Raw genomic sequence first — 23119 nt, forward strand, 5'->3', positions numbered from 1 at the left:
CCGGTCGTTCACCTGCTTGAAGCGGTCGACGTCCAGCATCACCACCGAGAACGGCTCGCTGTAGCGAAGCGCGCGCTGCACCTGTTGCTCCACGAGGGCCACCAGGTGGCGGCGGTTGTACGCGCCGCTCAGCGGGTCGACGATCGACAGCCGCCGCATCTCTTCCCGCGCGACACGAAGCTGCACCACCAGCCGCAGTTCCAGCGTCACGAACAGCGGCGCGCACAACGCCGGCACCAGGACCGACAGCGCCATCGCCGTCGCGTTCATCCCCCCGAACCACAGCACCATCATCACCGCCGTCGCCGCCACGGACGCCGCGATGGAGGCTACGACGACGATGATCCCCGTCATCAGGGTACCGAAGCGGTCGAGCAGGCGCGAGAGGATCATGAAGCGCAGCTGGGGACGATGGAAAGGGACGGCGGCCGGGTCACGCGCGAGGCGGACGCGACTGCATCAAATGTTGCTTCCATGAGGGCGGGGAGGCAAGCAATATCTCCCGCCACGCTTCATCCGATGCGCATCGCCTCACGCGAAAAAGCACGGAGGCCGCGGAACGACCTCCTCCGCGACCTCCGTGCCCTCCCGTGCGAGACCCCGATCCGTCTACCAGCCGACGGGCTTGCCCGCGTTCTGGCGGTCCAGCCACTCCTTGAGCGGCGCGAAGTACTCGATCATCGCGCCCGCGTCCATCTGCCGCTCGCCGGTCATGACGAACAGCGTTTCCTGCCACGGCTGGCTCTGTCCGGCCTCCAGCATGCGCGCCAGCTTGGCGCCCGCCTGCTCGCTGCCGTAGAACGAGCACCGGTACAGCGGTCCCGTATGCCCCGACTCCCGGCAGAGCGAGCGGTAGAACTGGAACTGGAGGATGCGCGCCAGGAAGTACCGCATGTACGGCGTGTTGGCCGGAATGTGGTACTTGGCGCCCGGGTCGAAGTCCGCCTCGGAGCGAGCCACCGGCGCCGACACGCCCTGGTATCGGTTGCGCAGCTCCCACCACGCCGCGTTGTAGTTGGCGGGGGTGATCTGCCCCGAGAACACGCCCCACCGCCACTTGTCCACCATCAGGCCGAAGGGCAGGAACGCCACCTTGTCCATGGCCTGGCGCAGCAGCAGCGCCGTGTCGGCCGCGGGAGCGGGCACCTGGTCCAGCAGCCCCACCTGCTTCAGGTACGCGGGGGTGATGGAAAGCGCGATGGCGTCGCCAATGGCCTCGTGAAAGCCGTCGTGCGCACCGTTGCGGAACAGCTGCGGCTGCACGCGGTAGGCGCGCTGGTAGAAGTTGTGGCCCAGCTCGTGGTGGATGGTGACGAAGTCCTCGCCCGTGGGCTCGATGCACATCTTGATGCGCACGTCGTCCTCGTCGTTCACGTTCCACGCGGACGCATGGCACACGGCCTCGCGGTCGCGCGGCTGCGTGAGCATCGACCGCTCCCAGAAGGTCGCCGGCAGCGAGTCGAAGCCCAGCGAGGTGAAGAACCGCTCGCCGTACTGCGTCATGCCGCGGGCGTCCAGCCCCTTGCGGCGGATGAGCTCCGTCAGGTCGAAGCCGGCGCCCGCCGCGTTCCGGGGCGCCACCAGCGGGTAGATGTTCCCCCACTCCTGGGCCCACATGTTCCCCAGCAGGTGCGCGGGAATCATCCCGTTCGCCGGCACCACCTGCGCACCGTACTGCTCCACCAGCCGCGTGCGGACGTAGGCGTGAAGCGACTCATATAGCGGGCGCACCTGCTGCCAGAGGCGCTCAACCTCGGCCTCGAACTGGTCGGGCTGCATGTCGTAGCCCGCGCGCCACATGGCGCCGGTGTTGGGGTGCCCCAGCTCGCGCGCACCCTTGTTGGAAAGCTCCACGAAGCGCGAGTAGCGCTGGCGCATGGGCACGCCCACCGCGTGCCATCCCGCCCACACGTCGCGCAGCTCCTGCGGGTTGCGGCTGGTGGCCATGATGCGCGACGCCGCGCCGATGTCCAGGCACGTGCCCCCTGGGCGGCAGTACTGCCCGCGCCCGTAGTCGGCCTCCATCCCCACCGTCAGCCGGGTAAGCTCCGACGCCTCCTCGGGGTTCCCGGGCGGCGGCGCGACCAGGGCCAGCTTCAGCAGGTTCAGCTTGCGGCGCTGCGCGGCCGGAAGCTGCACGTCGTCAAAGCGCCGCGCGGCCAGCGCCCGGCGCTGGATGGCCACGTTCAGGTTCTTCTGCGCCTCGGCCGAAAGCGCCTCGGTGTCGCTGGTGATGTAGGTGGCGGCCACCCACCCCGCCTGGTTGGAGCGCAGCGACAGCTCGCGAAGCTCGGCCTCGCTCTCCGCGATGAAGGCAGCGGCCTGCTCGGGCGTGGCCGCGGCCGAGGCCGGAGCCGCCGCGGCGGGCGCTCCCGCCGGGGGAACGGCCGTCCCGGCGCAGGCGGCCGCGCCACCCGCCAGCACCACCGCGCCCAGACGGGCGAACAAGTTGTGTTGCATGCAGTTACGTCCTTGGGAGATGCGTATCTTCACTCGTGGAACGGTGGGTACAGTGCCACACGGGGCGAGGTTCCACAAGGGGCGGCGGAATGCGAAAAGGCCGGCCCCGCGCGTGCGGGGCCGGCCCTCTCGTCATCCCGGAAGAGTGACGTCAGCGGCGCAGGATCGACCAGCCGCTGAGCGCCGCGAACACGTCGGTGCCCGTGGGGCCCCAGAAGTCGAACACCTGCTGGGCCGGCGCCTCCTCCATGATCCACCGGGCGCCGTTCCACCTGTAGATGGTGCCGCCGGACCCGCCGACGTACACGTTGCTGGCCGACGTTCCCCACGCGGCGTACAGGAAGTTCCCGGTGGGCAGCTGGATCAGGCTCCACGACGCGCCATCGTAGTGGAACACCCTGCCGCCGGCGCCCACCACGTACACGTCGGTGGCGGACGAGCCCCACACGCCCCACATGTCCACGCTCTCCGGCAGCGTCACCTGTGACCACGCGGTGCCGTCGAAGTGAAGCAGCACGCCGCCGTCGCCCGTGGCGTACACGTCGGTGGCCGAGGTGCCCCACACGCGGCGAAGGAGCGTGGTGACGCCGGAGTTCATCGGCGTCCAGTTCCCCGCCTTGCCGCGCAGGATGGTTCCCCGGTCGCCCACCACGAACCAGTCGTTTGGCCCGGCGGCCCACACGCCCCAGAGGTAGATGTTGGGCGACGGCGTGTACCAGTTGCCCAGGGCCAGGGGGTAGACGCTCTGGCCGTCCCACTGCTCCTGGCGCCACACCTGCCCGTCGAAGTGCAGGATGCGCCCGGCCTGGCCCACGGCGTAGATGTCGTCGGCCGCGGTGCCGTAGATGTCGAGCGTGCCATGCCACTGCACGGTGTCGACGTTGCTCCACTCCACCCCGTCGAAGTGCAGCACGCTCGTCCAGTTGGCCGCGTAGACGTTGTTCACCGACGTGCCCCACACCGCCCAGTTGCCCTGGTCGTGGGCGGGCTCCATCAGGTGCCAGCGGTGGATCGGCTCGTCCACGATCAGCGCGGCGCTGCCGGTGATGGACCCGATCGTCGCGGTGATGGACGTGAAGCCCGTCTGGCTCCCCGTCGCCATGCCGTTCGCGTCCACGGTGCCCACGCTGGCGATGGTGGACGACCAGGTGACCGGCGCGCCGGCGATGACGTTGCCGTGCAGGTCGGTGACGGCCGCGGTGAACTGCTGGGTTTCGCCCGGCAGCACCGTCGCGGTCCCCGGTGTGACGATCACGGCCCCCGGGATCCCCGACTCGATGCGGAACTTCACGGCCAGCGTCTGCCCGTTCACCACGGCCACGTACCGGCTGCCGTCCACGCCGCGCGCCGCCGAACCGTTCGCCACCACGCGCACGTCGGCGTGGCCCAGCTCCACCGGTCCCACGCGCACGCGAACGCGGTACACCTGCGCCTCGCTCAGGGAGAACTGGCGGGTGTGCCAGTTGACGTGGTAGTGCGAGTCGGAAACCTTCACCGCCTCGCCGCCGGTGCCCCCTGCCCGCGTGTACTCGGCGACGGGAGAGGTGCAGGCGGTGCCCGACCACGCGCAGATGGTCACGGTGGGGTCGAGCCCGGCATCGAACGTCCCGGGCGCGCCGGGGTTCCGGGCCATCGGCGGCAGCCAGAAGAAGCCGGGGGTGCCGCCGTGCGCGGCGTCGGAGATGGAAGCCGCCGCCACGCCGGTCGGGGCAGCCGGGTTCTCCAGGTCGGCGCACGCGGCGCCAAGAAGCGCGAGCGCGGCAAATGCCACGCGGGTCTGCCAGCTCGTTGCGAGCCGGAATACGGGGGTGTCGGTCATGAGCGGGAGGGGGGCGAACGGATTTGCCGGCGCGGCGGGCCGGCGACGCCCTTCTTCGGTAGCCCAGCTGTCTCGGAGAGACCTGTGGCTTTGCGGACCGGCCTCGCGGCCGGGGTGCGTTTTCGGCGAGGTGGTGTTTGGCGAGCTATAAAGTAGGCTTGATTTTCCTAAACGCAAGTGTATTGATACGCAAAGGTGTTGCAGAAGCAGGGCTTGGCCCGGCGGCCGCCAATCCTGAAGCGCGTTTTGGGCCGGAACGTCTCTGCATCCCACCGGTCCCGCTGACGCCCCGTCGCCGGCATGGCGGACGCAGCCTCGGCTCGACGCGGACCACGCGCTCATCGTTGGACAAAAGAAAACGCAGAGAGCGTTTCGGCTCTCTGCGTTCACGCCTGCCCCGCGGCGGAAAGCTTCAGGGCGTGCTGTCCACGCGCACGGGGACGCTGGCGGTGTCGCCGAGGGCAGGCGCGCTCACCCGGCCCCGCTCCACGAGCGCCGAGTCGCGTGCGTCCAGCGCCTCCAGGTGGATGGTGGTGTCGACGGCCATCCCCATCCGCGCCGCCTCTTCGGGAGAAAGCGCCTTGGCCTCGGTCTGCACCTGCTGCGACGACAGCCCGTCTTCCCACTCCTTGTTGGTGGTATCCATCTTCGCCGGCCCTCCCGCCGCCTTGTCGCCACCCCTTCCGCACGCGGCCAGGAGCAACGCGGCGGCGAACGTGAGGGGCAAACGGCGGAACTCAGACATCGGCATGGTGGCGTCTCCGTAGGAACTCGGAAAAAGATCGATGGCGCGGCGGCCCGCGCTCAGGCGCGGGGGCCCGCCGCGTCCAGGAAGTCGCGGACCCGCTCCCACACCTCCAGCGCGCGCTCCCAGTGCGGAAGCCCGCCCGTGGGAAGGCCCACGACGGTCACGTTGGGGCGGCCGTCCAGCTCGGGAAGGCGGTCGTAGTTCTCCTGCCGGCGGTTCTCCACCGTGCCGTGGATCACCAGCAGCGGCTGCCGCAGCCGGCGGAAGGCGTCGGCGGAGTCGCGCGGGAACATCCGCCCGCTCAGGAAGTCGTCCAGCGGCAGGGCGGCCCCCTCCATCCGCGAGGTCTCGGCGGCGAAGTCCACGAACTCCTCCGGCACGCCGAACTCGGGGGTGAACAGGTTGTCGGCCGCGAACTGGTACAGCGACTCGGGCGTCGTCAGCCGGTCGTAGAACGCGCGCTGCACCCCGGGAAGGGTGAACAGCAGGCGCGACCAGATGCGCGGCAGGGCGCCCGGGTTCTTGCCCAGCCCCGAGGGCTCCAGCGCCACCAGGGCGTGCACCAGGTCCGGCCGGCGCCGCGCCACCTCGGCCGCATACGCGGCGCCCAGCGAAAGGGCCACCACGTCGGCCCCGCCCGCGGGTTTGACGACGCGCTCCAGGAAGTGCTCCAGCTGGTCTTCCATCAGCCCCGGCTCGTAGGCGATCTCCGGCCGGTCGCTGTGCCCGAAGCCCACCCACTCCAGCGCGAACAGCGGCCGGTCGGTGTAGCGGGCGAACGCGCGCACCATGGGCCGCATCTCGTGCGCCGACGCCACCGCGTTGATGGAATGCAGGAACACCACGGGCCGGCCCGTGCCCTCGCGCTGGTAGTAGGCGTAGAACACGTCGCCCCACGACACGTACTCCAGGGGCAGCCCCAGCGCGTTGGGCAGCTCCGTCACCGGCTTGCGGCGCGCCTTGCGGGCGCCCAGCAGGTACACCGCGTACGCGCCCAGCGCCGCCGCGCCCAGCCCGGCGGCCGCCTTGCGCCGCGTGCTCCCCAGCAGCGGCGTGCCCTTCGCTTCGTCCTGGCGCTCTTCCGGGCGCCCCTCGCGGCCCGTCTTGGGGCCCTCGTTCACGGCCATCCGCTCCTCTCGCGTTCGCTCCCCGCCAGCCCTTCCCGCCCCCCGTGCAAACCCCGTGCAAACGCCAAGGCCCGGCGACTCCGCCGGGCCCCTGCAGTTCTTCTTCGGTGGCCCGGCGCCGGTCGCGTCAGGGCGCCGGCGCCGCCGCCGCGGACGCCGCCACCGCGTCGCGGGGCGCGTTCAGCGACTGCCAGCCGCGGTCGGCCAGGTCCAGGATCCCCCAGCGCTGCCGCACCCCGGCGGCCGTCATCCCGCCGGGAAACACCTGCGCGCCGGCGGTGAAGAACAGCAGCACGATCAGCGCCGCCGCGGCCACTACGCCCGCCATGGCCGGACGAGGCAGCCGCGCGTGCGCGTGCTCGTCGGCGCCGCGCGCGGGGCGCATGTACATCACCACGATCACGCGCAGGTAGTAGAAGTACGAAACCAGCGACGCCAGCACCAGCACCACCGCCAGCGGCGTCAGGTTCTGCGGGGCCGACACCAGCGCGCGCAGGATGTACAGCTTGCCCAGGAACCCCGCCGTCAGCGGAAAGCCCGCCAGCGACAGCAGGAAGATGGAGAACACCGCCGCCAGCAGCGGCTTCTGGTGCGCCAGCCCGGAATAATCCTCCAGCGTCACCCGCTCGTCGGCGCCGCGCGCGTTGGCGATCACCACCCCGAAGGCGCCCGCCGTCATCAGCGTGTACACCAGCAGGTAGAAGAGGAAGGCGCCCGGCCCGCCGGAGTTGATGGCCAGCAGCGCCGCCAGCAGGTACCCCGCGTGGGCGATGGACGAATACGCCAGCATGCGCTTCACCGAGCCCTGCGTGGCCGCGATCAGGTTGCCCCCGACCATGGTGAGCATGGCGATGAAGAAGATGGGGATGGCCCAGTGCTCGTACCCGCCGGCGAAGCCCACCAGGAACACGCGGATGAACGCCGCGAACGCGGCCGCCTTCACCCCGGTGGCCATCAGCGCCGTCACCGGCGTGGGCGCGCCGTCGTAGGCGTCGGGGGTCCACATGTGGAAGGGCATGGCCGCCACCTTGAACCCGAAGCCCACCAGCAGCAGCGCCATCCCCGCCATCAGCATGGGCTCGTCGCGGTTGCCGGAGATGAGCAGCTGGTTCATCCGCGCGATGTTCGTGGTCCCCGTGGCGCCAAAGGTCAGCGCGATGCCGTACAGGAAGAACGCGCTGGTGAAGGCGCCCAGCAGGAAGTACTTCAGCGAGCCCTCGGTGGAGCGCGCGTCCAGGCGGTCGAAGCCCACCAGCACGTAGATGGCCACCGACATCACCTCCAGGCCGATGAACACCATCAGCAGGTCGGTGGCGCCGGCCATCAGCATCATCCCCAGCGTGGCGAACAGGATCAGCGCGTGGAACTCGCCGCGGTTGATCCCCCGCCGGTCCAGGTACCCCATCGACAGCAGCAGCGCCATCCCGGCCGCCAGCAGGCAGATGAAGTTCACGATCACCCGGAACGAGTCCAGCGCCACCATCCCGGCCTCCGAGCCGGCCTGGTGCCTCATCCGGTACAGCGCGATGTTGGCGATGGCCGTGAGCACCAGGCTGCCGATGGACAGCCAGGGAATGGCGCGGCTGGAGGGCTCGGAGCGGTTGCCCTTCTGGAACACGTCCACCAGCAGCACCGCCATCGCGCAGAGCGAAAGGACGATTTCCGGCAGCAGCGCCCAGAAGTAGTGGCCCTGGTTGGCCAGGTTCAGTTCCATCAATCGGCTCGGGCGCGGGTCAGCGGTTCGGTTCAGCGTCGAGGGCGGCGAAGCCGAAGGGCTCCACCACGGTCGACCGCTCGCTCATGTCCAGGATCATCTGCGCCGCGGGCTGCATGCGGTCGAGGACGGGCTTGGGATAGAAGCCCAGCCACAGGATCAGCGCCACCAGCGGCACCAGGATCGCCATCTCGCGCAGGTTCAGGTCCGGCAGACGGCGGTTGGCCGGCTTGTCGAGCGGGTTGAAGAGGATGCGCTGCACCATCGGCAGCATGTAGTACGCGGCGAAGATCACGCCGGTGCTGGCGATCAGCGCCATCCACGGCGCGCTGCGGAAGGTGCCCAGCAGCACCAGGAACTCCGAGAAGAACCCGGCCGTCCCCGGCAGCCCGATGGAGGCCATCGCCGCGAACACCAGCATCACAGCCAGCAGCGGCACGGTGGCCGCCAGCCCGCCGAAGTCCTCGATCTCGTAGCTGTGGCGCCGCTCGTACAGCATGCCCAGAAGGAAGAAGAGCATGGGCGTGGACAGGCCGTGGCCGATCATCACCAGCAGCGCGCCCTGCAGCCCCTGCAGGTTGAACGCGAAGATGCCCAGGATCACGAAGCCCAGGTGCGCCACCGAGGTGTACGCCACCAGCTTCTTGGCGTTGGGCTGCACCGCCGCCACCATCGCCGTGTAGATGATGCCCACCACCCCCAGCACCATCGCCCAGAAGACGGTGCGCGGGTCCGTGGCCGCGTCGGGGAACAGCGTCACGCCGAAGCGGATGAAGCCGTAGGTGCCCATCTTCAGCAGCACGCCCGCCAGGATCACCGAACCCGCCGTGGGCGCCTGCACGTGGGCGTGCGGCAGCCAGGTGTGGAACGGGAACACCGGCACCTTGATGGCGAACGCCAGCGCGAAGGCCAGGAACAGCAGGAACTGCTCGGCCTCGGTGGTGCGCACCGGCAGGAACGCGTAGTAGCTGAAGCTGGGCGGCGCGCCGCCGGCCTGCGCCCGCCACCACAGGTACAGGATGGCCACCAGCATCAGCAGCGAGCCGATGGTGGTGTACAGAAAGAACTTCACCGCCGCGTACACCCGCTCCTTGCCGCCCCACACGCCGATCAGGAAGTACATGGGGATCAGCATCATCTCCCAGAACATGTAGAACAGGAACATGTCCAGGGCCACGAACACGCCCACCACGCCCGACGTCAGCGTGAGCAGCGCGGGGTAGAAGGTGCGCTGGCGCTCGCGGATGTACGTCCACGAGCCCAGCACCATCAGCGGCAGCAGCAGCGTGGTCAGCAGCACCATGAACAGGCTAATGCCGTCCATTCCGATCTGGTAGCGGATGCCCCAGTCCGGGAACCACGCCGCGTTGGCGCAGTTCTGCATCAGGGGGATCACCTCCTCGCGCATACCCGGCCCCAGCAGCCCGCCCGAGCCCTTGAAGGTGCAGCGGCCGGCCGGGTTGAAGCTGAAGAACAGCGGCACCGAGGCGACGAACTCCAGGATCCCCGCCCCCAGCGCGACCATCCGCGCGTTCCGCTCGCCCGCCAGGTACGCGGCCAGCGCGCCCAGCACGGGGAACAGGATCAGGAAGGTGAGGATCCAGTGGCTCTGGTAGATCGATTCCATTTCCGTCTGCGCGTCAAAGGGCCATGAAGCTGCCCAGCACCACCAGCACACCCACGATCAGCACGAACGCGTAGGTGTTCACGTATCCGGTCTGGGCCCGGCCCATCCACAGCCCCAGCGCCTGCGCCATGCGGCCGAACCCGTCGACCATGCCGTCGATGCCTCGGTCGAAGCCCCACTGCAGGCGCGACAGGAAGTTCACCGGCTTCACCACCGTGCGGTCGTAGAACTCGTCCACGTACCACTTGTTGTAGAGCGCCTTCTGCAGCCCGCCCTCGTACGCCGGCTCCACGTCCGCCGTCCGCACGCGGTCGTTGCGCTTGCTCACCAGTGCCCAGGCCAGCGCCAGCCCGCCCAGGCCGATTGCGATGGCCAGGAAGATCGGCCACGCGGCGTGGTGCGGCTCCGCCGCGTTCGGCGCGTTCTCGCGCATCACCGTCTCCGAACCGGCGATCACCGGGTGAATCCAATGATGCAGCGTCGCATCGCCACCGATGGCCATGGCGTTGAACATCGGGCCAATCACCGGCACGTGGTCAAACACCTGCTTCTCGACGTTCAGCAGGCCGCCAACGGTCGACAGGAGCGCCAGCACGATCAGCGGCAGCGTCAGCGTCCAGTTTCCCTCGTGCAGGTGGCTGCGCTCCGTGTCCGTCCCGCGGAACCGGCCGAAGAAGGTGTAGATCATCATCCGGCCCATGTAGAAGGCCGTAATGAACGCCGTCAGGGTCAGGATGACGCCGATGGCCCACATCCAGGGCGTCGGATCCATCCCGATTTGGCTCATTCCCGCCGCGAGCGGGTTGGCGCCGTCCGCGCCCAGCCAGGCCGCGCCGATGATCTCGTCCTTGGAGAAGAAGCCGGCGAACGGCGGCACACCGGCGATGGCCAGCGTGGCGATGCCCATCGTGGCGAACGTGATCGGCAGGTGCCGCTTCAGCCCGCCCATGTTGCGCATGTCCTGCGCGTCGGCCGGGTTGTGCGTGGCGTGGAAAGCGCCGTGCATGGCGTGGATCACCGCGCCCGAGCCCAGGAAGAGGCAGGCCTTGAAGAAGGCGTGGGTCATCAGGTGGAACACGCCCGCCGTGTACGCGCCCATCCCCACCGCGGCGAACATGAAGCCCAGCTGCGACACGGTGGAATACGCCAGCACCTTCTTGATGTCCCACTGCTTCAGGCCGATGGTCGCCGCGAACAGTGCCGTCAGCGTGCCCACGACGGCCACAACCAGCGAGGCCCGGGGCGCCATGGTGAAGATCACCGACGAGCGGACGACCAGGTACACGCCGGCCGTCACCATCGTCGCCGCATGGATCAGCGCCGAGACCGGCGTGGGGCCGGCCATGGCGTCGGGGAGCCACACGTACAGCGGCAGCTGCGCGCTCTTGCCCGCGGCGCCCAGGAAGAAGAAGAGCGCGATCGCCGTCGCCACCGCCCCGCCGAACTCCAGCTCCGACGGCGCCCGCTGCATCACCTCGCTGAACGTGAGCGTGCCCACGTTCACGAACAGCAGGAACATGGCGATCAGGAACCCGAAGTCGCCGATGCGGTTGACGATGAACGCCTTCTTCCCCGCGTCGGCGTTCGCCTTTTCCTTGAACCAGAAGCCGATCAGCAGGTAGCTGCACAGGCCCACGCCCTCCCAGCCCACGAACATCAGCGGATAGGACGATCCCAGGACCAGGATCAGCATGAAGAAGATGAAGAGGTTCAGGTACGCCATGAAGCGCGGGTACCCGGGGTCCTCCTTCATGTAGCCGATGGAGAAGATGTGGATCAGCGAGCCCACGCCGGTGATGATCAGCGTCATCACCATCGAGAGCGGGTCCAGCAGCAGGTCGAACCCAACCTGCAGATCGCCGACGGGCATCCACTCCCAGCCCTTGATGTCTTCGAACGTCCCCGCCCCGCGCATGTTCATCCAGTTGAGCACGGCGATGGCGAACGCGGCCAGCAGCACGCCCGGCGCGATGAACGACGGCGCGACGTGCGTCCACGGCTTGGGGCCGTGGTGCCCGTGGTCGTCGTGCGCATCATGACCATGCGCATCATGGCCGTGCGCGTCGTGCGCATGGGCGTGATGCGCATGGTCGTCCGCATGGTCCGCCGGATTGGGACGCAGGCCGCTGTCCAGGTGCTCCTGCTCGCTGGGCGCGGCCGCGTGGGCGTGCGCCAGGGCCGGGGCGGCGGCGTGGGCGTGGTGCGCGTCGTGCCCGTGCGTGTCCCAGTACGGGTCGCCCACGGGGGGAACGGCGGGCAGCGCCTTGCGCGCGGCGTACAGCGCGATCAGGCCGTTGACCAGAAAGCCCAGCAGCGGCAGGGCCAGGATCAGCCAGGGCAGCACCGGGTGGAACGTGGCGCCGTGCGAGGCCGCTTCGGCGCCGTGCGCGGCGGCGGCGGCCGGCGCGCCGTGCGCCGCTTCGGCGGCTTGAAGGAGGAGCATCACCCCTACCACCGTAGCAGGCTGAAGTTCTTGATGTCCACCGACTCGCTGTGGCGGAAGACCGAGATGATGATGGCCAGCCCCACCGCGGCTTCGGCGGCGGCGACGGCGATCACGAAGAAGACGAACACCTGCCCCTGCACCCCGGCGTACGGCGAAAGCGACACGAAGGCCAGGTTCACGGCGTTGAGCATGAGCTCGATGCAGATGAACAGGACGATCGCGTTGCGGCGGATGACCACCCCCGCGACGCCGATGGAGAACAGGATGGCGCTGAGCGCCAGCGAGTACTGCAGCGGAACGTGCTCCACGTGCTCCTCAGATCTTTCTCTTGGCCAGCGCCACCGCGCCCACCACCGCGATCAGCAGCAGCATGGCCGTGGCCTGGAGCGGAACGACGTACTCCTGGTACATGGGAATGCCGATCAGCCCCACGGTGCCGCGCTCGGCCGTCTGCGCGGCCAGGGCGGCGTGCCCCACGTCGGCGCCCACGCCCGTGGGCGGAAGGCCGGTGAACATGCGGCCCAGCAGCGCGATCATCACCAGCGCGGCGCCCCCCGCCATGATCTTCCACCCGGTGCCGCGGATGTCCACCTCGTAGTCGTTGCCCAGGTTCAGCAGCATGATCACGAAGAGGAACAGCACCATGATGGCGCCGGCGTACACCAGGATCTGGACGATGCCGATGAAGAAGGCGCCCAGCAGGGTGTAGATGGCGGCCAGCGAGAAGAAGGTGCCGATCAGCCACAGGGCGCTCGACACGGGGTTCTTCCGCGAGATCACCATCACGGCCGAGCCGATGGCGCAGGCCGCGAAGAAGAAGAACAGGATCTGGGTCAGCATCTGGTATCCACGTTGTGCACCCTCATCCGGGGGCCCCGAACAACATCATCCATCCAACAGAATCGGTGCGCCTCGACAGAAGCAGGCGCGGTCCCACCCCGATTACCGTGCGCCTCGGCAGGACCAGGCGCCGTCCGCCTGCAGGGGCGGTTGAAACCGCGGCAACAACGGCCCAAAGTCCGCCTTCGCGGACTGCTTCCTCTGCATGGGTGCGCCTCGACAAACCCGGCGCACGCCCCTCGAGCATCGGTGCGCGTCGACAGAATGCGGCGCGGTCCCCCTCCAGCGGCGGTTGAAACCGCGGCTGGAAATTCACGAAGTCCGCCTTCGCGGACTGCACCCTCTGCCTTCGCGCGATTCGACGAAGCCTGTCGAGACCGCTTACAGCCCGGGCCTCAGCAAGCTACCGCCGTTACTTTCGCACTTTCGCACTTTCGCACTGCGAGCGCAGCGAGCCTTACTCCCCCGCCGGGTCCGCCGGGTCCCACAGCAGCGTGCTGGGGTGCGTCTGCTTCATCAGGCGGTCCAGGTCGTACACGAAGTTGTCGCGCGTGTACTCGCCCGCCTCGTAGTGGTTGCCCACGTGGATTGCCTCCACCGGGCACACCTCCTGGCACATCCCGCAGAAGATGCAGCGGAACTCGTCGATCTCGTAGACGATCGGGTAGCGGTTGCCCTGGTCGTCCTCGCCCGGCACCAGCTTGATGCAGTTGGCCGGGCAGATGGTGGGGCACAGGCCGCACGCCACGCACTTGGGACGCCCGTCGTCGTGCGTCTCCATCACGTGCGTTCCCCGCCACCGCGGGCTCAGCTGCTTCTTCTCGTCGGGATACTGGATGGTCTTTTCCGACCGGTCGCCCGCCGACTGCACCAGGTGCCGGAAGGTGAGCGCCATCCCCGAAAGCGTGGCGCGGATGTACGAAGACTTCCGCACCGGGCGCTTCATGACCTGAACCGTGGCCGCCATAGTTCCGTGCCTCTATCTGACGGCAGAGCCGGGCGTCGTCAGCCGCTGGCGCATCTGCTCCGCCCGCCGCCGCGCCAGGTGCTGCGCGTGAATCCGCTTTTCGTCCATCGAACCCGTGCCGGACAGCACGCGGCCCCGGTCCATCAGCCACATCACGATGAAGAGCATCACCCCGTTCACCGCCGTCAGGACCAGCCCGCCGAACAGGGTGATGGCCCCGCGCGTGCCGTCGGGCCCCACGCGCACGAACGGCTCGCCCGCGCTGTCCAGCCCCAGCACCGTGGCGCCCGTCACCACGACGGCCACCAGCGCGGCGGGAAGCATGATCTTCCACCCCAGGTCCATCACCTGGTCGTACCGGAAGCGCGGAACCGTCCAGCGCACCAGCATGAAGATGAGGATGAAGAAGAAGGTCTTCGCCGCGAAGAAGCCGAAGCTCACGATGGTCTTCCAGATGGCCGGCTGCGCGCCCACCCACACCGCCGCGTCGCCGGTGCCCACGAAGCCCAGCATGTCGTCGCCGCCGTAGCCGGGGATGTCCCACCCGCCCAGGAACAGCGTTGCCATCAGCGCCGACACCGTCAGCACGTGCGCGTACTCGGCGATGAAGAACATGCTGAACTTCATCGCGCTGTACTCGGTGTGGTAGCCGGTCACCAGCTCGCTCTCCGCCTCGGGAAGGTCGAAGGGGAGGCGGTTGGTCTCGGCGAAGCAGCTGATCCAGAAGAAGAAGAACGACACCGAGAACGGCAGCGCGAACCACAGGTTCATCTGCTGCTGCTTGTACACGATCTCGGGAAGGCCCACGTTGCCGACCACGAAGAACAGCGACATCAGCGACAGGCCGAGCGCGATCTCGTAGCTGATCATCTGCGCGCCCGCCCGCAGCCCGCCCAGCAGCGCGTACTTGTTGCTGCTGGCCCACCCCGCGAGCACGATCCCGTACACGCCCAGCGAGCTGAACGCCAGCAGGAACAGGATCCCCACCGGCAGGTCGGCCACGATCATGGGGATCACCCCCCAGCGCGTGGGGAGCGGCGCCGCGAAGGGGATTACCGCGAAGGTCACCAGCGCCGGGATGATGGACAGCATGGGCGCCAGCGTAAAGAACACCCGGTTGGCCTCCGCGGGGTTCGTCTCTTCCTTCAGGATGTTCTTGATGCCGTCGGCCAGGGGCTGCCCCAGGCCGCCGGGACCCACGCGATTGGGGCCCAGGCGGTCCTGCATCCAGGCGCTCACCTTGCGCTCCATCAGCGTCAGCATGGCCACCACCACCATGACCACGCTGAAGGCCGCGATCACCTTGATCATCGACCACACCAGGAACGCCGCGTCGGACGGCTGGTGAAGGTTCGAGATCGTCTGCACTGCTTGCATTCGCGTTCGGTCCGTTGGGCCCGCGTTCGTCCGGGGCCGGCCTGCGTGCCGGTCCCCCGCCCTGCTCGATCAGATCGCCCGCGCGATCCGCGGAATCAGTCGCCCGTCTCCTGCAGCTCGCGCACGCCGGGAAGCACCGCCCCGCTGGCGCCCAGGTCCGCCCAGGCCAGCTGGCCGAACTCGGGACGGACGGCGCCGAGCGTGGCGAACGCGTCGGCCGCCGTTCCCGGCGCTCCCGCCTCGCTGATCCCCGCCAGCAGCACGCCCAGGATCTGCCACGCCGGGCGCGCCATTCCCGGCGACCGCACCGCGGGCCAGAAGCGCTGCACGCGGCGCTGGATGTTCGTGAACGTCCCTTCCATCTCGGCGAACGTGGTCGCCGGCAGCACGAAGTGGGCGTTGCGCGCCGCGGGGCCCAGGTGCTGGCCCACGTAGACGAAGAGCGACGCGTTGGCGCCGAAGTCCGCCGGCGCGTCGCCCAGCTCGTCGCCCAGGACGAAGAGGACGCCCGTGTGCGCGGCCAGCGACTCGAGCCCGCCCTTGCCGTCCGCCCCGCCCGTCCGCGCGAAGCCGAACAATTCGGCGCCCACCGCGTTGGCGGCGCGGTCGCGGCGCAGCGCCAGCTCCGGGAAGCCGGGGAGGACCACTTCCTCGCCCTGCTCGCAGCGGAACACGCCCTCGCCGCCGCCCACGGCCTCCATCACCCGACGCAGCGCGCCCATCCCCTCGTTCGCCTCGAACGGCGAGACGACGGCCCGCGCACCGCCCGCGGCGCGGCGCAGGGCGTCGGCCAGGCGGGTCAGCGTATCGGCCCAGGACATGGGGACATGGCGGCCCGAGGCGTCGCGCACGAGCGGCGCCTCGATGCGGTCCACGCGGTTCATCCAGTTGTAGTTCAGCCGCCCGAAGTCGCACATCCAGTGCGCGTTCACCTCGGGGTTGGGGCGCGGCTTCAGGCGCATCACCTGGTCGTCGCGCGTCTCCAGCCGAATGTTGCACCCCATGCTGCAGTTGGGGCAGACCGAGGGAACCCGGTCCAGGTCCCAGGCGCGCGCCTTGTGGAGGAAGTCCTTGCTGACCAGCGCGCCCACGGGGCAGATGTCGACGATGTTGTCGGCCCAGATGTTCCCGGTGAGCCCCTCGTCGTAGAAGGTGTCGATCACGGCGCGGTGGCCGCGCTGCACCACCGTCAGCCGCTCGTCCTGGGCGACCTCGCGCATGAAGCGCACGCAGCGCGTGCACATCACGCAGCGGTCGGCGTAGAAGAGCACGTCGCCGCCGAAGTCGTCGCGCCCCAGCACCCGCTTGGGCTCGCGCGAGCGGCCCATGGCGGGCCCCTCGGCCGAAACGTAGTCCTGCAGCTTGCACTCGCCCGACTGGTCGCACACCGGGCAGTCCAGCGGGTGGTTGACCAGGTAGAACTCCAGCACGCCTTCGCGCGCCTTGAGGGCGTTCTCGCTCTGGGTGTGCACCACCATGCCGTCCGTCACCGAGCCCACGCACGCGGGGACCAGCTTGGGCGACTTTTCCACCTCGACCAGGCACATGCGGCACTGGGCCGGGGCCGACATGCCGGGGTGGTAGCAGTAGTGGGGGACGTCCACGCCCGCCTGGGCGCACGCGTCCAGCAGGCGCGTGCCCTTGGGCACGTCCAGCGTCATTCCGTCTACGGTGACGGAAACGGTCTCAGGCGTCGGGGTCGGTTCGGCCATCGCCGGCTTCTCTTTCGTTCAGTCGTGGCCGGCGGTCATCGCCCGCCGGCCCCGGCGAGCTGCCCGGCGTCCATCAGCGCCAGGTAGTCGTCGCGGAACTTCTGGATGGACGACACGATGGGCGCGGCGGCTGCGTCCGACAGCACGCAGATGGTCTTCCCCGACATCTTGTCGGAAATGTCCAGCAGCGTGTCGAGGTCGTCGGGAGTGCCGCGGCCGCGCTCCACGCGCTTCAAAATCTTGCTCGCCCACGCCGTACCTTCACGGCAGGGCGTGCACTGGCCGCAGCTTTCGTGGGCGTAGAAGTCCACCATGCGGCGGACCTGCTTGACCACGTTGGTGCCGGAATCCATCACGATCACCGATCCGCACCCCAGCATGGTGCCGGCGGCAGCCATCGACTCGTAGTCCATGCCGATGTCCAGCTCGTCCGCCGTCAGAATGGGCACCGACGAGCCGCCGGGGATCACCGCCTTGATGGGCTTGCCCGAGGGCGTGCCGCCGCAGACGTCGTAGATGAACTCGCGGAAGTTGAAGCCCAGGGGCACCTCGTAGTTCCCGGGGCGCTTCACGTGGCCCGACACGCAGAACAGTTTGGTGCCTACGGACTTCTCGGTGCCCCACTGCTTGTACCAGTCGGCGCCGTTGTGCACGATGTGCGCGGCGGCGATCAGCGACTCCACGTTGTTCACCGCCGTCGGGTAGCGGAAGGCGCCCGCGATGGCCGGGTACGGCGGCTTCACCCGGGGCTCGCCGCGGCGTCCCTCGAGCGAGTTGAGCAGCCCCGTCTCTTCGCCGCAGATGTACGCGCCCGCGCCGATGTGCAGGGTGATGTCGATGTCGTGCCCCGAGCCCATGACGTTCTTGCCCAGGTACCCCGCGGCGTACGCCTCTTCGATGGCCCGGGCCATGATCTGCGCCGCCTCGAAGAACTCGCCCCGCACGTAGATGTACGCGTGCTCGGCGTTGATGGCGTAGGCGCCCACCACGCACCCCTCGATCAGGGCGTGCGGCGTCCACCGCATCAGTTCGCGGTCCTTGAAGGTGCCGGGCTCGCTCTCGTCGGCGTTGCAGACCAGGAAGTGGGGCTTGCCCGGCTCCTTCTTGGGCATGAAGCTCCACTTCATCCCCGTGGGGAAGCCCGCGCCGCCGCGGCCGCGCAGCCCCGACGCCTTGACGATGTTCACCACCTCGGCGCGGTCCAGCCCCAGCGCGGTGCGCATGGGCTTGTAGCCGCCGAGCGCCTCCCACCCCTTCAGGGTGCGGGCCTCGGGGTTGCCGAAGTGCTCGGAAATGACGAGCGTCTCGGCCGGGTGCCGGTACGGATATGCCATGGCCGCCTCAGGTCAGCCGCGCGAGCACGTCGGGCACGCTCTCGGGCCGCACGTTCTCGTAGTAGAACTCGTTGATCTGCACCGCCGTCGGGAACCCGCAGGCACCCAGGCACTCCACCTCGATCACCGTCCACAGCCCGTTGGCCGAGGTCTCGCCCAGCTCGGTGCCGGTGTGCTTGAGGAAAGCCTCGAGCACGGCGTCGCCCCCGCACAGGTTGCACGAGATGTTGGTGCACACCTGGATCAGGTACTTCCCGACCGGGGCCAGGTTGTACATGGTGTAGAAGGTGGCCACGCCGCGCACGTACGCCGGCGGAAGCTGGAGCTTCTCGGCCACCTCGTCCTGCGTCTCCGGCGACAGGTACCCGCGGATCTCGTGCGCCAGGTGGAGCGCCGGAAGCAGCGCCGCCTGGCGGTCCGGGTAGCGGCTCAGGATCTTCTCCAGCCGGTCCTCGTAGGGGCCGTGGAAGATGGGCGCCTGCGGGTCCTTGTTCGCCGTGTGGTACGGCAGGGTGCCGGCGACGGAGGCGTGGCCGCCGTCCGCCGGGCGCTCCCCGATGAAGGCGGTGCCCCGCACGTCGGCTTCCGTCAGCCCCGCGAACTCGCCCGTGTCGCCCACGAAACCGGGGTTCTGCACGGCCGCGGGCCACGACGTCGGGTCGTATTCGCTCCCGGCGCGAATCGGCTCGGCGCTCATCGGTCGATCTCTCCCAGCACGATGTCGAGCGACGCGTTCACGGCGATCACGTCGGAAAGAAGCGCCCCCTCAATCATGTGCGGCAGGGCGGCGATGTTGATGAAGCTGGGCCCGCGCACGCGCCAGCGGACGGGCTTGGCGCCGCCGTCGCTGACGACGTACATCCCCAGCTCGCCCTTGGACGACTCGACGGAGAACCATGACTCGCCCACCGGGGCACGCACCCCCTCCATCACCACCTTGAAGTGGTGGATCATCGACTCCATGTCGTTCATCGCCGCCGTCTTGGTCGGCAGGATCACGCGCGGGTCGTCGATGTTGATGGGTCCGCCCGGAAGCCGCTCGATGGCCTGGCGAAGGATGCGCACGCTCTGCCGCATCTCCTCCATCCGGCACATGTAGCGGTCGTAGATGTCGCCGTGCTCGCCCACCGGCACCACGAAGTCGTACTGGTCGTAGTCGTAGTACGGGCGGTCCTTGCGGACGTCGTAGTCCACGCCGCTGGCGCGCAGGTTGGGGCCGCTGAGCCCGAAGTTCACCGCGTCCTCGGCCGAGATGACGCCCACGCCCTGGGTGCGGCCCACCCAGATGGCGTTGTTGGTGAGCAGCGTCTCCACCTCGTCGAGCACGGGGATGAACCCCTCCATCCACTTGCTCAGCTGCTCCACCCACCCGGCCGGCAGGTCGGCCATCATCCCCCCGATGCGGGTGGACGAGGTGGTGATCCGCGCGCCGGTCAGCGACTCGTGAAGGTCGTAGATCAGCTCGCGCTGCTGGAAGGTGTACAGGAAGACGGTGAACGCGCCCAGGTCGATGGCCGTCGTGCCCAGCCACAGCAGGTGGCTGAAGATGCGGTCCAGCTCCATGCACATCACGCGGACGACCTTGCACCGCTCCGTCACCTGGATCCCCATCATCTTTTCAACCGCCATGGCGTAGGCGCAGTTGTAGATGAGGGGCGCCAGGTAGTCCATGCGGTCGGTCAGCGGGACGATCTGGTTCCAGTCGCGGTACTCGCCCAGCTTTTCGAAGCTGCTGTGCAGGTAGCCGATGTGCGGAATGCAGCGCACCACCGTTTCGCCGTCCAGCTCCAGCACCAGCCGCAGCACGCCGTGCGTGGCCGGGTGCTGCGGCCCGATGTTGATGAGCATGTGCTCGCCGGCCACGTCCTCGTGCACCTCGCGGGCTTCGCCCTGCACGGGAACGATGGGGGCGTGCACCAGGCTGCCGCCGGAGGCCAGCTCGGGGCTGCGGGTGACGTTGTAGACGACTCTGCGCAGCGCCATCAGCCCGCTCCCATGCCGATGCCGGGCATCTCGCCCTGGTTGGGAACGCCGGGGCCGCCCTCGACGATCACGTCCGGGAGCGGCTGCCCCAGGACGTGGGCGATCTCCAGCTCCTGCGGCGAATAGTGGTCTTCGGTCTTCATGGAAAGCGCACGGCGGGTCTGCTCGGCGCGGCTGAAGCGCCCGCGCAGCGGAAAGTCCTTCCGCAGCGGGTGCCCCTCGGCGTAGTTGTACGGCATGAGAATGCGGCGCAGGTCCGGGTGCCCGCGGAACACCACGCCGAACATGTCGTACACCTCGCGCTCCATCCAGTCGGCGGCGCGCCACAGGAAGTAGGTGCTGTCGATTTCCAGCGCCTCCAGCGGAAGCTCGCACTTCACGCGGAGGTTCAGCTTGGTGGGAATCGACCACAGCTGGTATACGACCTGGATGGCCCGGCCGCCGCCGTAGTCCACGGCGGTCAGGTCCTGCAGGAAGTCGTACCGGCAGCTGTCCTTCAGCCAGCCCAGCACTTCCAGGTTGCGCTCGGGCGGGATGTAGACGATGTGCTCGTCGCCGGCCACCACCTCGTGCCGCAGCACGCCCGCGCCGAAGTGCTCGCGCAGCGCCTCGACGGTGGGGTGCGGGGGCAGGTCGCCGGCCTGCGGGGGCGCTCCGGGCGCCTCGGCCTCGGAGGGGCCGGGGCCCTGGTCCAGCCCCTCGAGGCCCTTCTTGAACTCGCCGTTGGCCATGTCCGTCAGGGCAGGCGGTCGCTGACGCGCACCACCGCACCCGTGCTCACCAGGCCGCTGGCGCGGTTCTGGTTGGTGCTGTTGCCGAACGGCAGCGTGATGCGGTCGATGGTTTCCTGCGGCAGGTAGCTCCCCGTTTCCGGCAGCTGGTCCACCGCGTTCCACTCGTCTTCCGAGCTGGGCGACGAGTTCCGGATCTTTTCCTGGATCAGCAGAATGCCGTAGATCAGCGACTCGGGACGCGGCGGGCAGCCGGGTACGTACACGTCGACGGGGATGATGGTGTCGATGCCCTGCACCATGCTGTACACGTCGAACACGCCGCCCGTGCTGGCGCAGGCGCCCATGCTGATGCTCCACTTGGGCGAGGGCATCTGCTCCCAGATCTTCTTGAGCACGGGCGCCATCTTGTAGCTCACGCGCCCCGCGCAGATCAGCAGGTCGGCTTGGCGCGGGCTGAAGCTCATGCGCTCCATGCCGAAGCGGGCCAGGTCGAACCGCGTCGCGGCGGTGGCCATCATCTCGATGGCGCAGCACGCCGTGCCGAAGGGCATGGGCCACAGAGAGTTGGTGCGCGCCCAGTTGACGACGGCGTCCACCCGCGTCGTCAGGAACCCCGGCGACCCGTCGAACAGGTTGCCCTGCTGGTGCTCGGTGGCGGGCTGCACGTTTCCGGGCAGCCCCTGGTGCACGGCCAGCCCGCGATGGTCGCGCGGCTGGCCCTCCGTCATATCGCCACTGCTGCCGGACGGGCGGTCGTTCAGTCCCATTCCAGCGCTCCTTTCTTCCATTCGTAGACCAGGCCCACCGTCAGGATGAACACGAAGATCATCGCCGTGGCGAACCCGTGCCATCCCAGCGCCCGGGCCGAAACGGCCCACGGGAGCAGGAACACGGTTTCCACGTCGAAGACGATGAACAGGATCGCCACGACGTAGAACTTCACCGAGAACCGCTCGCGCGTTCCCCCCAGCGGCACCATGCCGCTTTCGTAGGGCGCCGACTTGTTCTTGGTGGCCTTTCCCGGGCTGAGCACGGTGGACAGCACCACCATGAAGATGGCGTTGGCCACCGAGACGGCCAGGAGGATCAGCACCGGGATGTAGGGTCGAAGCATCGCTTCGGGCCTGTCCTGTAACAGGAGTTTGTGAAACGTTTCACTAGGGTGGAGCCGCGGCAAGATACAGCCGTGTCACAGCCGGGTCAAGCCAGCCCCCACGGGGTTTTTCGGCCCCTTGCCGCCCCCCGCGGGCGGGCGTAGCTTGGGCGCCGGACTTCGCCCTGCCCGGTGCCTCATCGCCGGCTCCGCACGGGCTGCCCCGTCCGGCCCCCGGTGCGCGGCCTTCCCGACCCCTTCAAGCTTCGTTCCGCCGCATGAGCATACGCTCCGACAAGTGGATCCGGCGCATGGCCCGCGAGCACGGGATGATCGACCCGTTCGAGGACGCGCAGGTGCGGGCGGGAACCATCAGCTACGGCGTGTCGAGCTACGGCTACGACATGCGGGTGGCGAACGAGTTCAAGATCTTCACGAACGTCAACAACGCCATCGTCGATCCCAAGGCGTTCAGCGACAAGTCGTTCGTGCCCTTCGAGGGCGACGTGTGCATCGTGCCGCCCAACTCGTTCGCGCTGGCCCGGTCCGTGGAGTACTTCCGCATCCCCCGCGACGTGATCACGCTGTGCGTGGGCAAATCGACGTACGCGCGGTGCGGGATCATCACCAACGTCACGCCCTTCGAGCCCGAGTGGGAGGGATTCGTGACGCTCGAGATCAGCAACACCACGCCGCTGCCGGCCAGGATCTACGCCAACGAGGGGATCGCCCAGGTGCTCTTCTTCCAGGGTGACGAGCCCCCCGAGGTCAGCTACGCCGACCGCAAGGGCAAGTACATGGGACAGGTGGGGGTCACGACCCCGCGTCTGTAACGGCGGTGCGCTGCGCGGGGATGTAGAGTGGGCTCCCGAGCCTGTCATCCGAGCGGGGGTGCGCGCACCGGAGCCTGGCATCCTGAGCCTTGGTGCGTGAGCAGGCGCCGAACCCTGTCATCCTGAGCATGAGTGCGTGAGGAGGCGCCGAACCCTGTCATCCTGAGGCCCAGGCTCACCGCACTCGCCCGCAAACCGTACCTCGCGGGCCGAAGGATCTAGCCGGAGACACGTACAAGCCAGGGCGCGGCAGCGGTCACGCAGGCAGAGGCCGCGGTCGACGCGGATGCAGAGGCGGTCGCAGC

The 23119-nt window shown here is 68.8% G+C and carries 19 protein-coding genes, 1 pseudogene and 1 riboswitch; of the genes and pseudogenes, 1 reads left to right on the forward strand and 19 read right to left on the reverse strand.

What is annotated here, in order from left to right; genetic code table 11:
• The 19 genes and pseudogenes from VIB55_RS00460 to VIB55_RS00550 all read right to left on the reverse strand — a co-directional run.
• A partial coding sequence (locus VIB55_RS00460) for a GGDEF domain-containing protein (protein WP_331874689.1) occupies positions 1–393 on the reverse strand: 393 nt, incomplete at its 3' end.
• A gap of 216 nt (positions 394–609) precedes the next feature.
• Complete coding sequence (locus VIB55_RS00465) at positions 610–2460, reverse strand: M2 family metallopeptidase (protein WP_331874690.1); 1851 nt, start codon at positions 2458–2460, stop codon at positions 610–612.
• A 151-nt stretch (positions 2461–2611) separates the two neighbouring features.
• Entirely contained in the window at positions 2612–4279 is a 1668-nt protein-coding gene (locus VIB55_RS00470; RefSeq protein ID WP_331874691.1) for an Ig-like domain-containing protein, read from the reverse strand.
• 54 nt (positions 4280–4333) lie between these two features.
• A riboswitch (cyclic di-GMP riboswitch) is annotated at positions 4334–4408 on the reverse strand.
• Positions 4409–4691: 283 nt separating this feature from the next.
• Positions 4692–5030, reverse strand: coding sequence for a hypothetical protein (locus tag VIB55_RS00475; protein ID WP_331874692.1), 339 nt, complete (start codon positions 5028–5030; stop codon positions 4692–4694).
• 53 nt (positions 5031–5083) lie between these two features.
• Complete coding sequence (locus VIB55_RS00480; RefSeq protein WP_331874693.1) at positions 5084–6154, reverse strand: alpha/beta hydrolase; 1071 nt, start codon at positions 6152–6154, stop codon at positions 5084–5086.
• A 127-nt stretch (positions 6155–6281) separates the two neighbouring features.
• Entirely contained in the window at positions 6282–7868 is a 1587-nt protein-coding gene (locus tag VIB55_RS00485; protein ID WP_331874694.1) for an NADH-quinone oxidoreductase subunit N, read from the reverse strand.
• Positions 7869–7887: 19 nt separating this feature from the next.
• On the reverse strand, positions 7888–9495 hold the full coding sequence (locus VIB55_RS00490; RefSeq protein ID WP_331874695.1) for an NADH-quinone oxidoreductase subunit M: 1608 nt from the start codon (positions 9493–9495) through the stop codon (positions 7888–7890).
• A gap of 13 nt (positions 9496–9508) precedes the next feature.
• Positions 9509–11938, reverse strand: coding sequence for an NADH-quinone oxidoreductase subunit L (nuoL, locus tag VIB55_RS00495; RefSeq protein WP_331874696.1), 2430 nt, complete (start codon positions 11936–11938; stop codon positions 9509–9511).
• Between the two features lie 5 nt (positions 11939–11943).
• A complete protein-coding gene (gene nuoK, locus VIB55_RS00500) occupies positions 11944–12249 on the reverse strand; it encodes an NADH-quinone oxidoreductase subunit NuoK (protein ID WP_331874697.1) in 306 nt (101 codons plus the stop codon).
• A 7-nt stretch (positions 12250–12256) separates the two neighbouring features.
• Entirely contained in the window at positions 12257–12781 is a 525-nt protein-coding gene (locus VIB55_RS00505) for an NADH-quinone oxidoreductase subunit J (protein ID WP_331874698.1), read from the reverse strand.
• Between the two features lie 457 nt (positions 12782–13238).
• Positions 13239–13727, reverse strand: a complete 489-nt coding sequence (locus tag VIB55_RS00510) for an NADH-quinone oxidoreductase subunit I (protein ID WP_331874699.1) — start codon at positions 13725–13727, stop codon at positions 13239–13241.
• 33 nt (positions 13728–13760) lie between these two features.
• A complete protein-coding gene (nuoH, locus tag VIB55_RS00515) occupies positions 13761–15116 on the reverse strand; it encodes an NADH-quinone oxidoreductase subunit NuoH (RefSeq protein WP_331874700.1) in 1356 nt (451 codons plus the stop codon).
• Positions 15117–15220: 104 nt separating this feature from the next.
• A complete protein-coding gene (locus VIB55_RS00520; RefSeq protein WP_331874701.1) occupies positions 15221–16837 on the reverse strand; it encodes a 2Fe-2S iron-sulfur cluster-binding protein in 1617 nt (538 codons plus the stop codon).
• Positions 16838–16872: 35 nt separating this feature from the next.
• Positions 16873–18171, reverse strand: coding sequence for an NADH-quinone oxidoreductase subunit NuoF (gene nuoF / locus VIB55_RS00525; protein WP_331874702.1), 1299 nt, complete (start codon positions 18169–18171; stop codon positions 16873–16875).
• Between the two features lie 7 nt (positions 18172–18178).
• The gene (locus VIB55_RS00530) at positions 18179–18868 is read right to left on the reverse strand and encodes an NAD(P)H-dependent oxidoreductase subunit E (RefSeq protein WP_331874703.1); all 690 of its coding nucleotides are present in this window, start codon (positions 18866–18868) and stop codon (positions 18179–18181) included.
• Entirely contained in the window at positions 18865–20154 is a 1290-nt protein-coding gene (gene nuoD / locus VIB55_RS00535; protein ID WP_331874704.1) for an NADH dehydrogenase (quinone) subunit D, read from the reverse strand. The genes VIB55_RS00530 and nuoD overlap by 4 nt, the downstream gene beginning before the upstream one ends.
• Positions 20155–20336: 182 nt before the next feature.
• Positions 20337–20786, reverse strand: a pseudogene (locus VIB55_RS25590) (NADH-quinone oxidoreductase subunit C); the annotation flags it as partial.
• 104 nt (positions 20787–20890) lie between these two features.
• Complete coding sequence (locus tag VIB55_RS00545) at positions 20891–21520, reverse strand: NADH-quinone oxidoreductase subunit NuoB (protein WP_349262975.1); 630 nt, start codon at positions 21518–21520, stop codon at positions 20891–20893.
• A 125-nt stretch (positions 21521–21645) separates the two neighbouring features.
• Positions 21646–22002, reverse strand: coding sequence for an NADH-quinone oxidoreductase subunit A (locus VIB55_RS00550; RefSeq protein WP_331874707.1), 357 nt, complete (start codon positions 22000–22002; stop codon positions 21646–21648).
• Positions 22003–22259: 257 nt separating this feature from the next.
• On the opposite strand from VIB55_RS00550, the gene dcd reads away from it, so the two are divergent.
• The gene (gene dcd / locus VIB55_RS00555) at positions 22260–22814 is read left to right on the forward strand and encodes a dCTP deaminase (protein WP_331874708.1); all 555 of its coding nucleotides are present in this window, start codon (positions 22260–22262) and stop codon (positions 22812–22814) included.
• Positions 22815–23119: the final 305 nt, after the last annotated feature.

The sequence above is a fragment of the Longimicrobium sp. genome (assembly GCF_036554565.1).
In the GTDB taxonomy this organism is placed as follows: Bacteria; Gemmatimonadota; Gemmatimonadetes; order Longimicrobiales; family Longimicrobiaceae; genus Longimicrobium.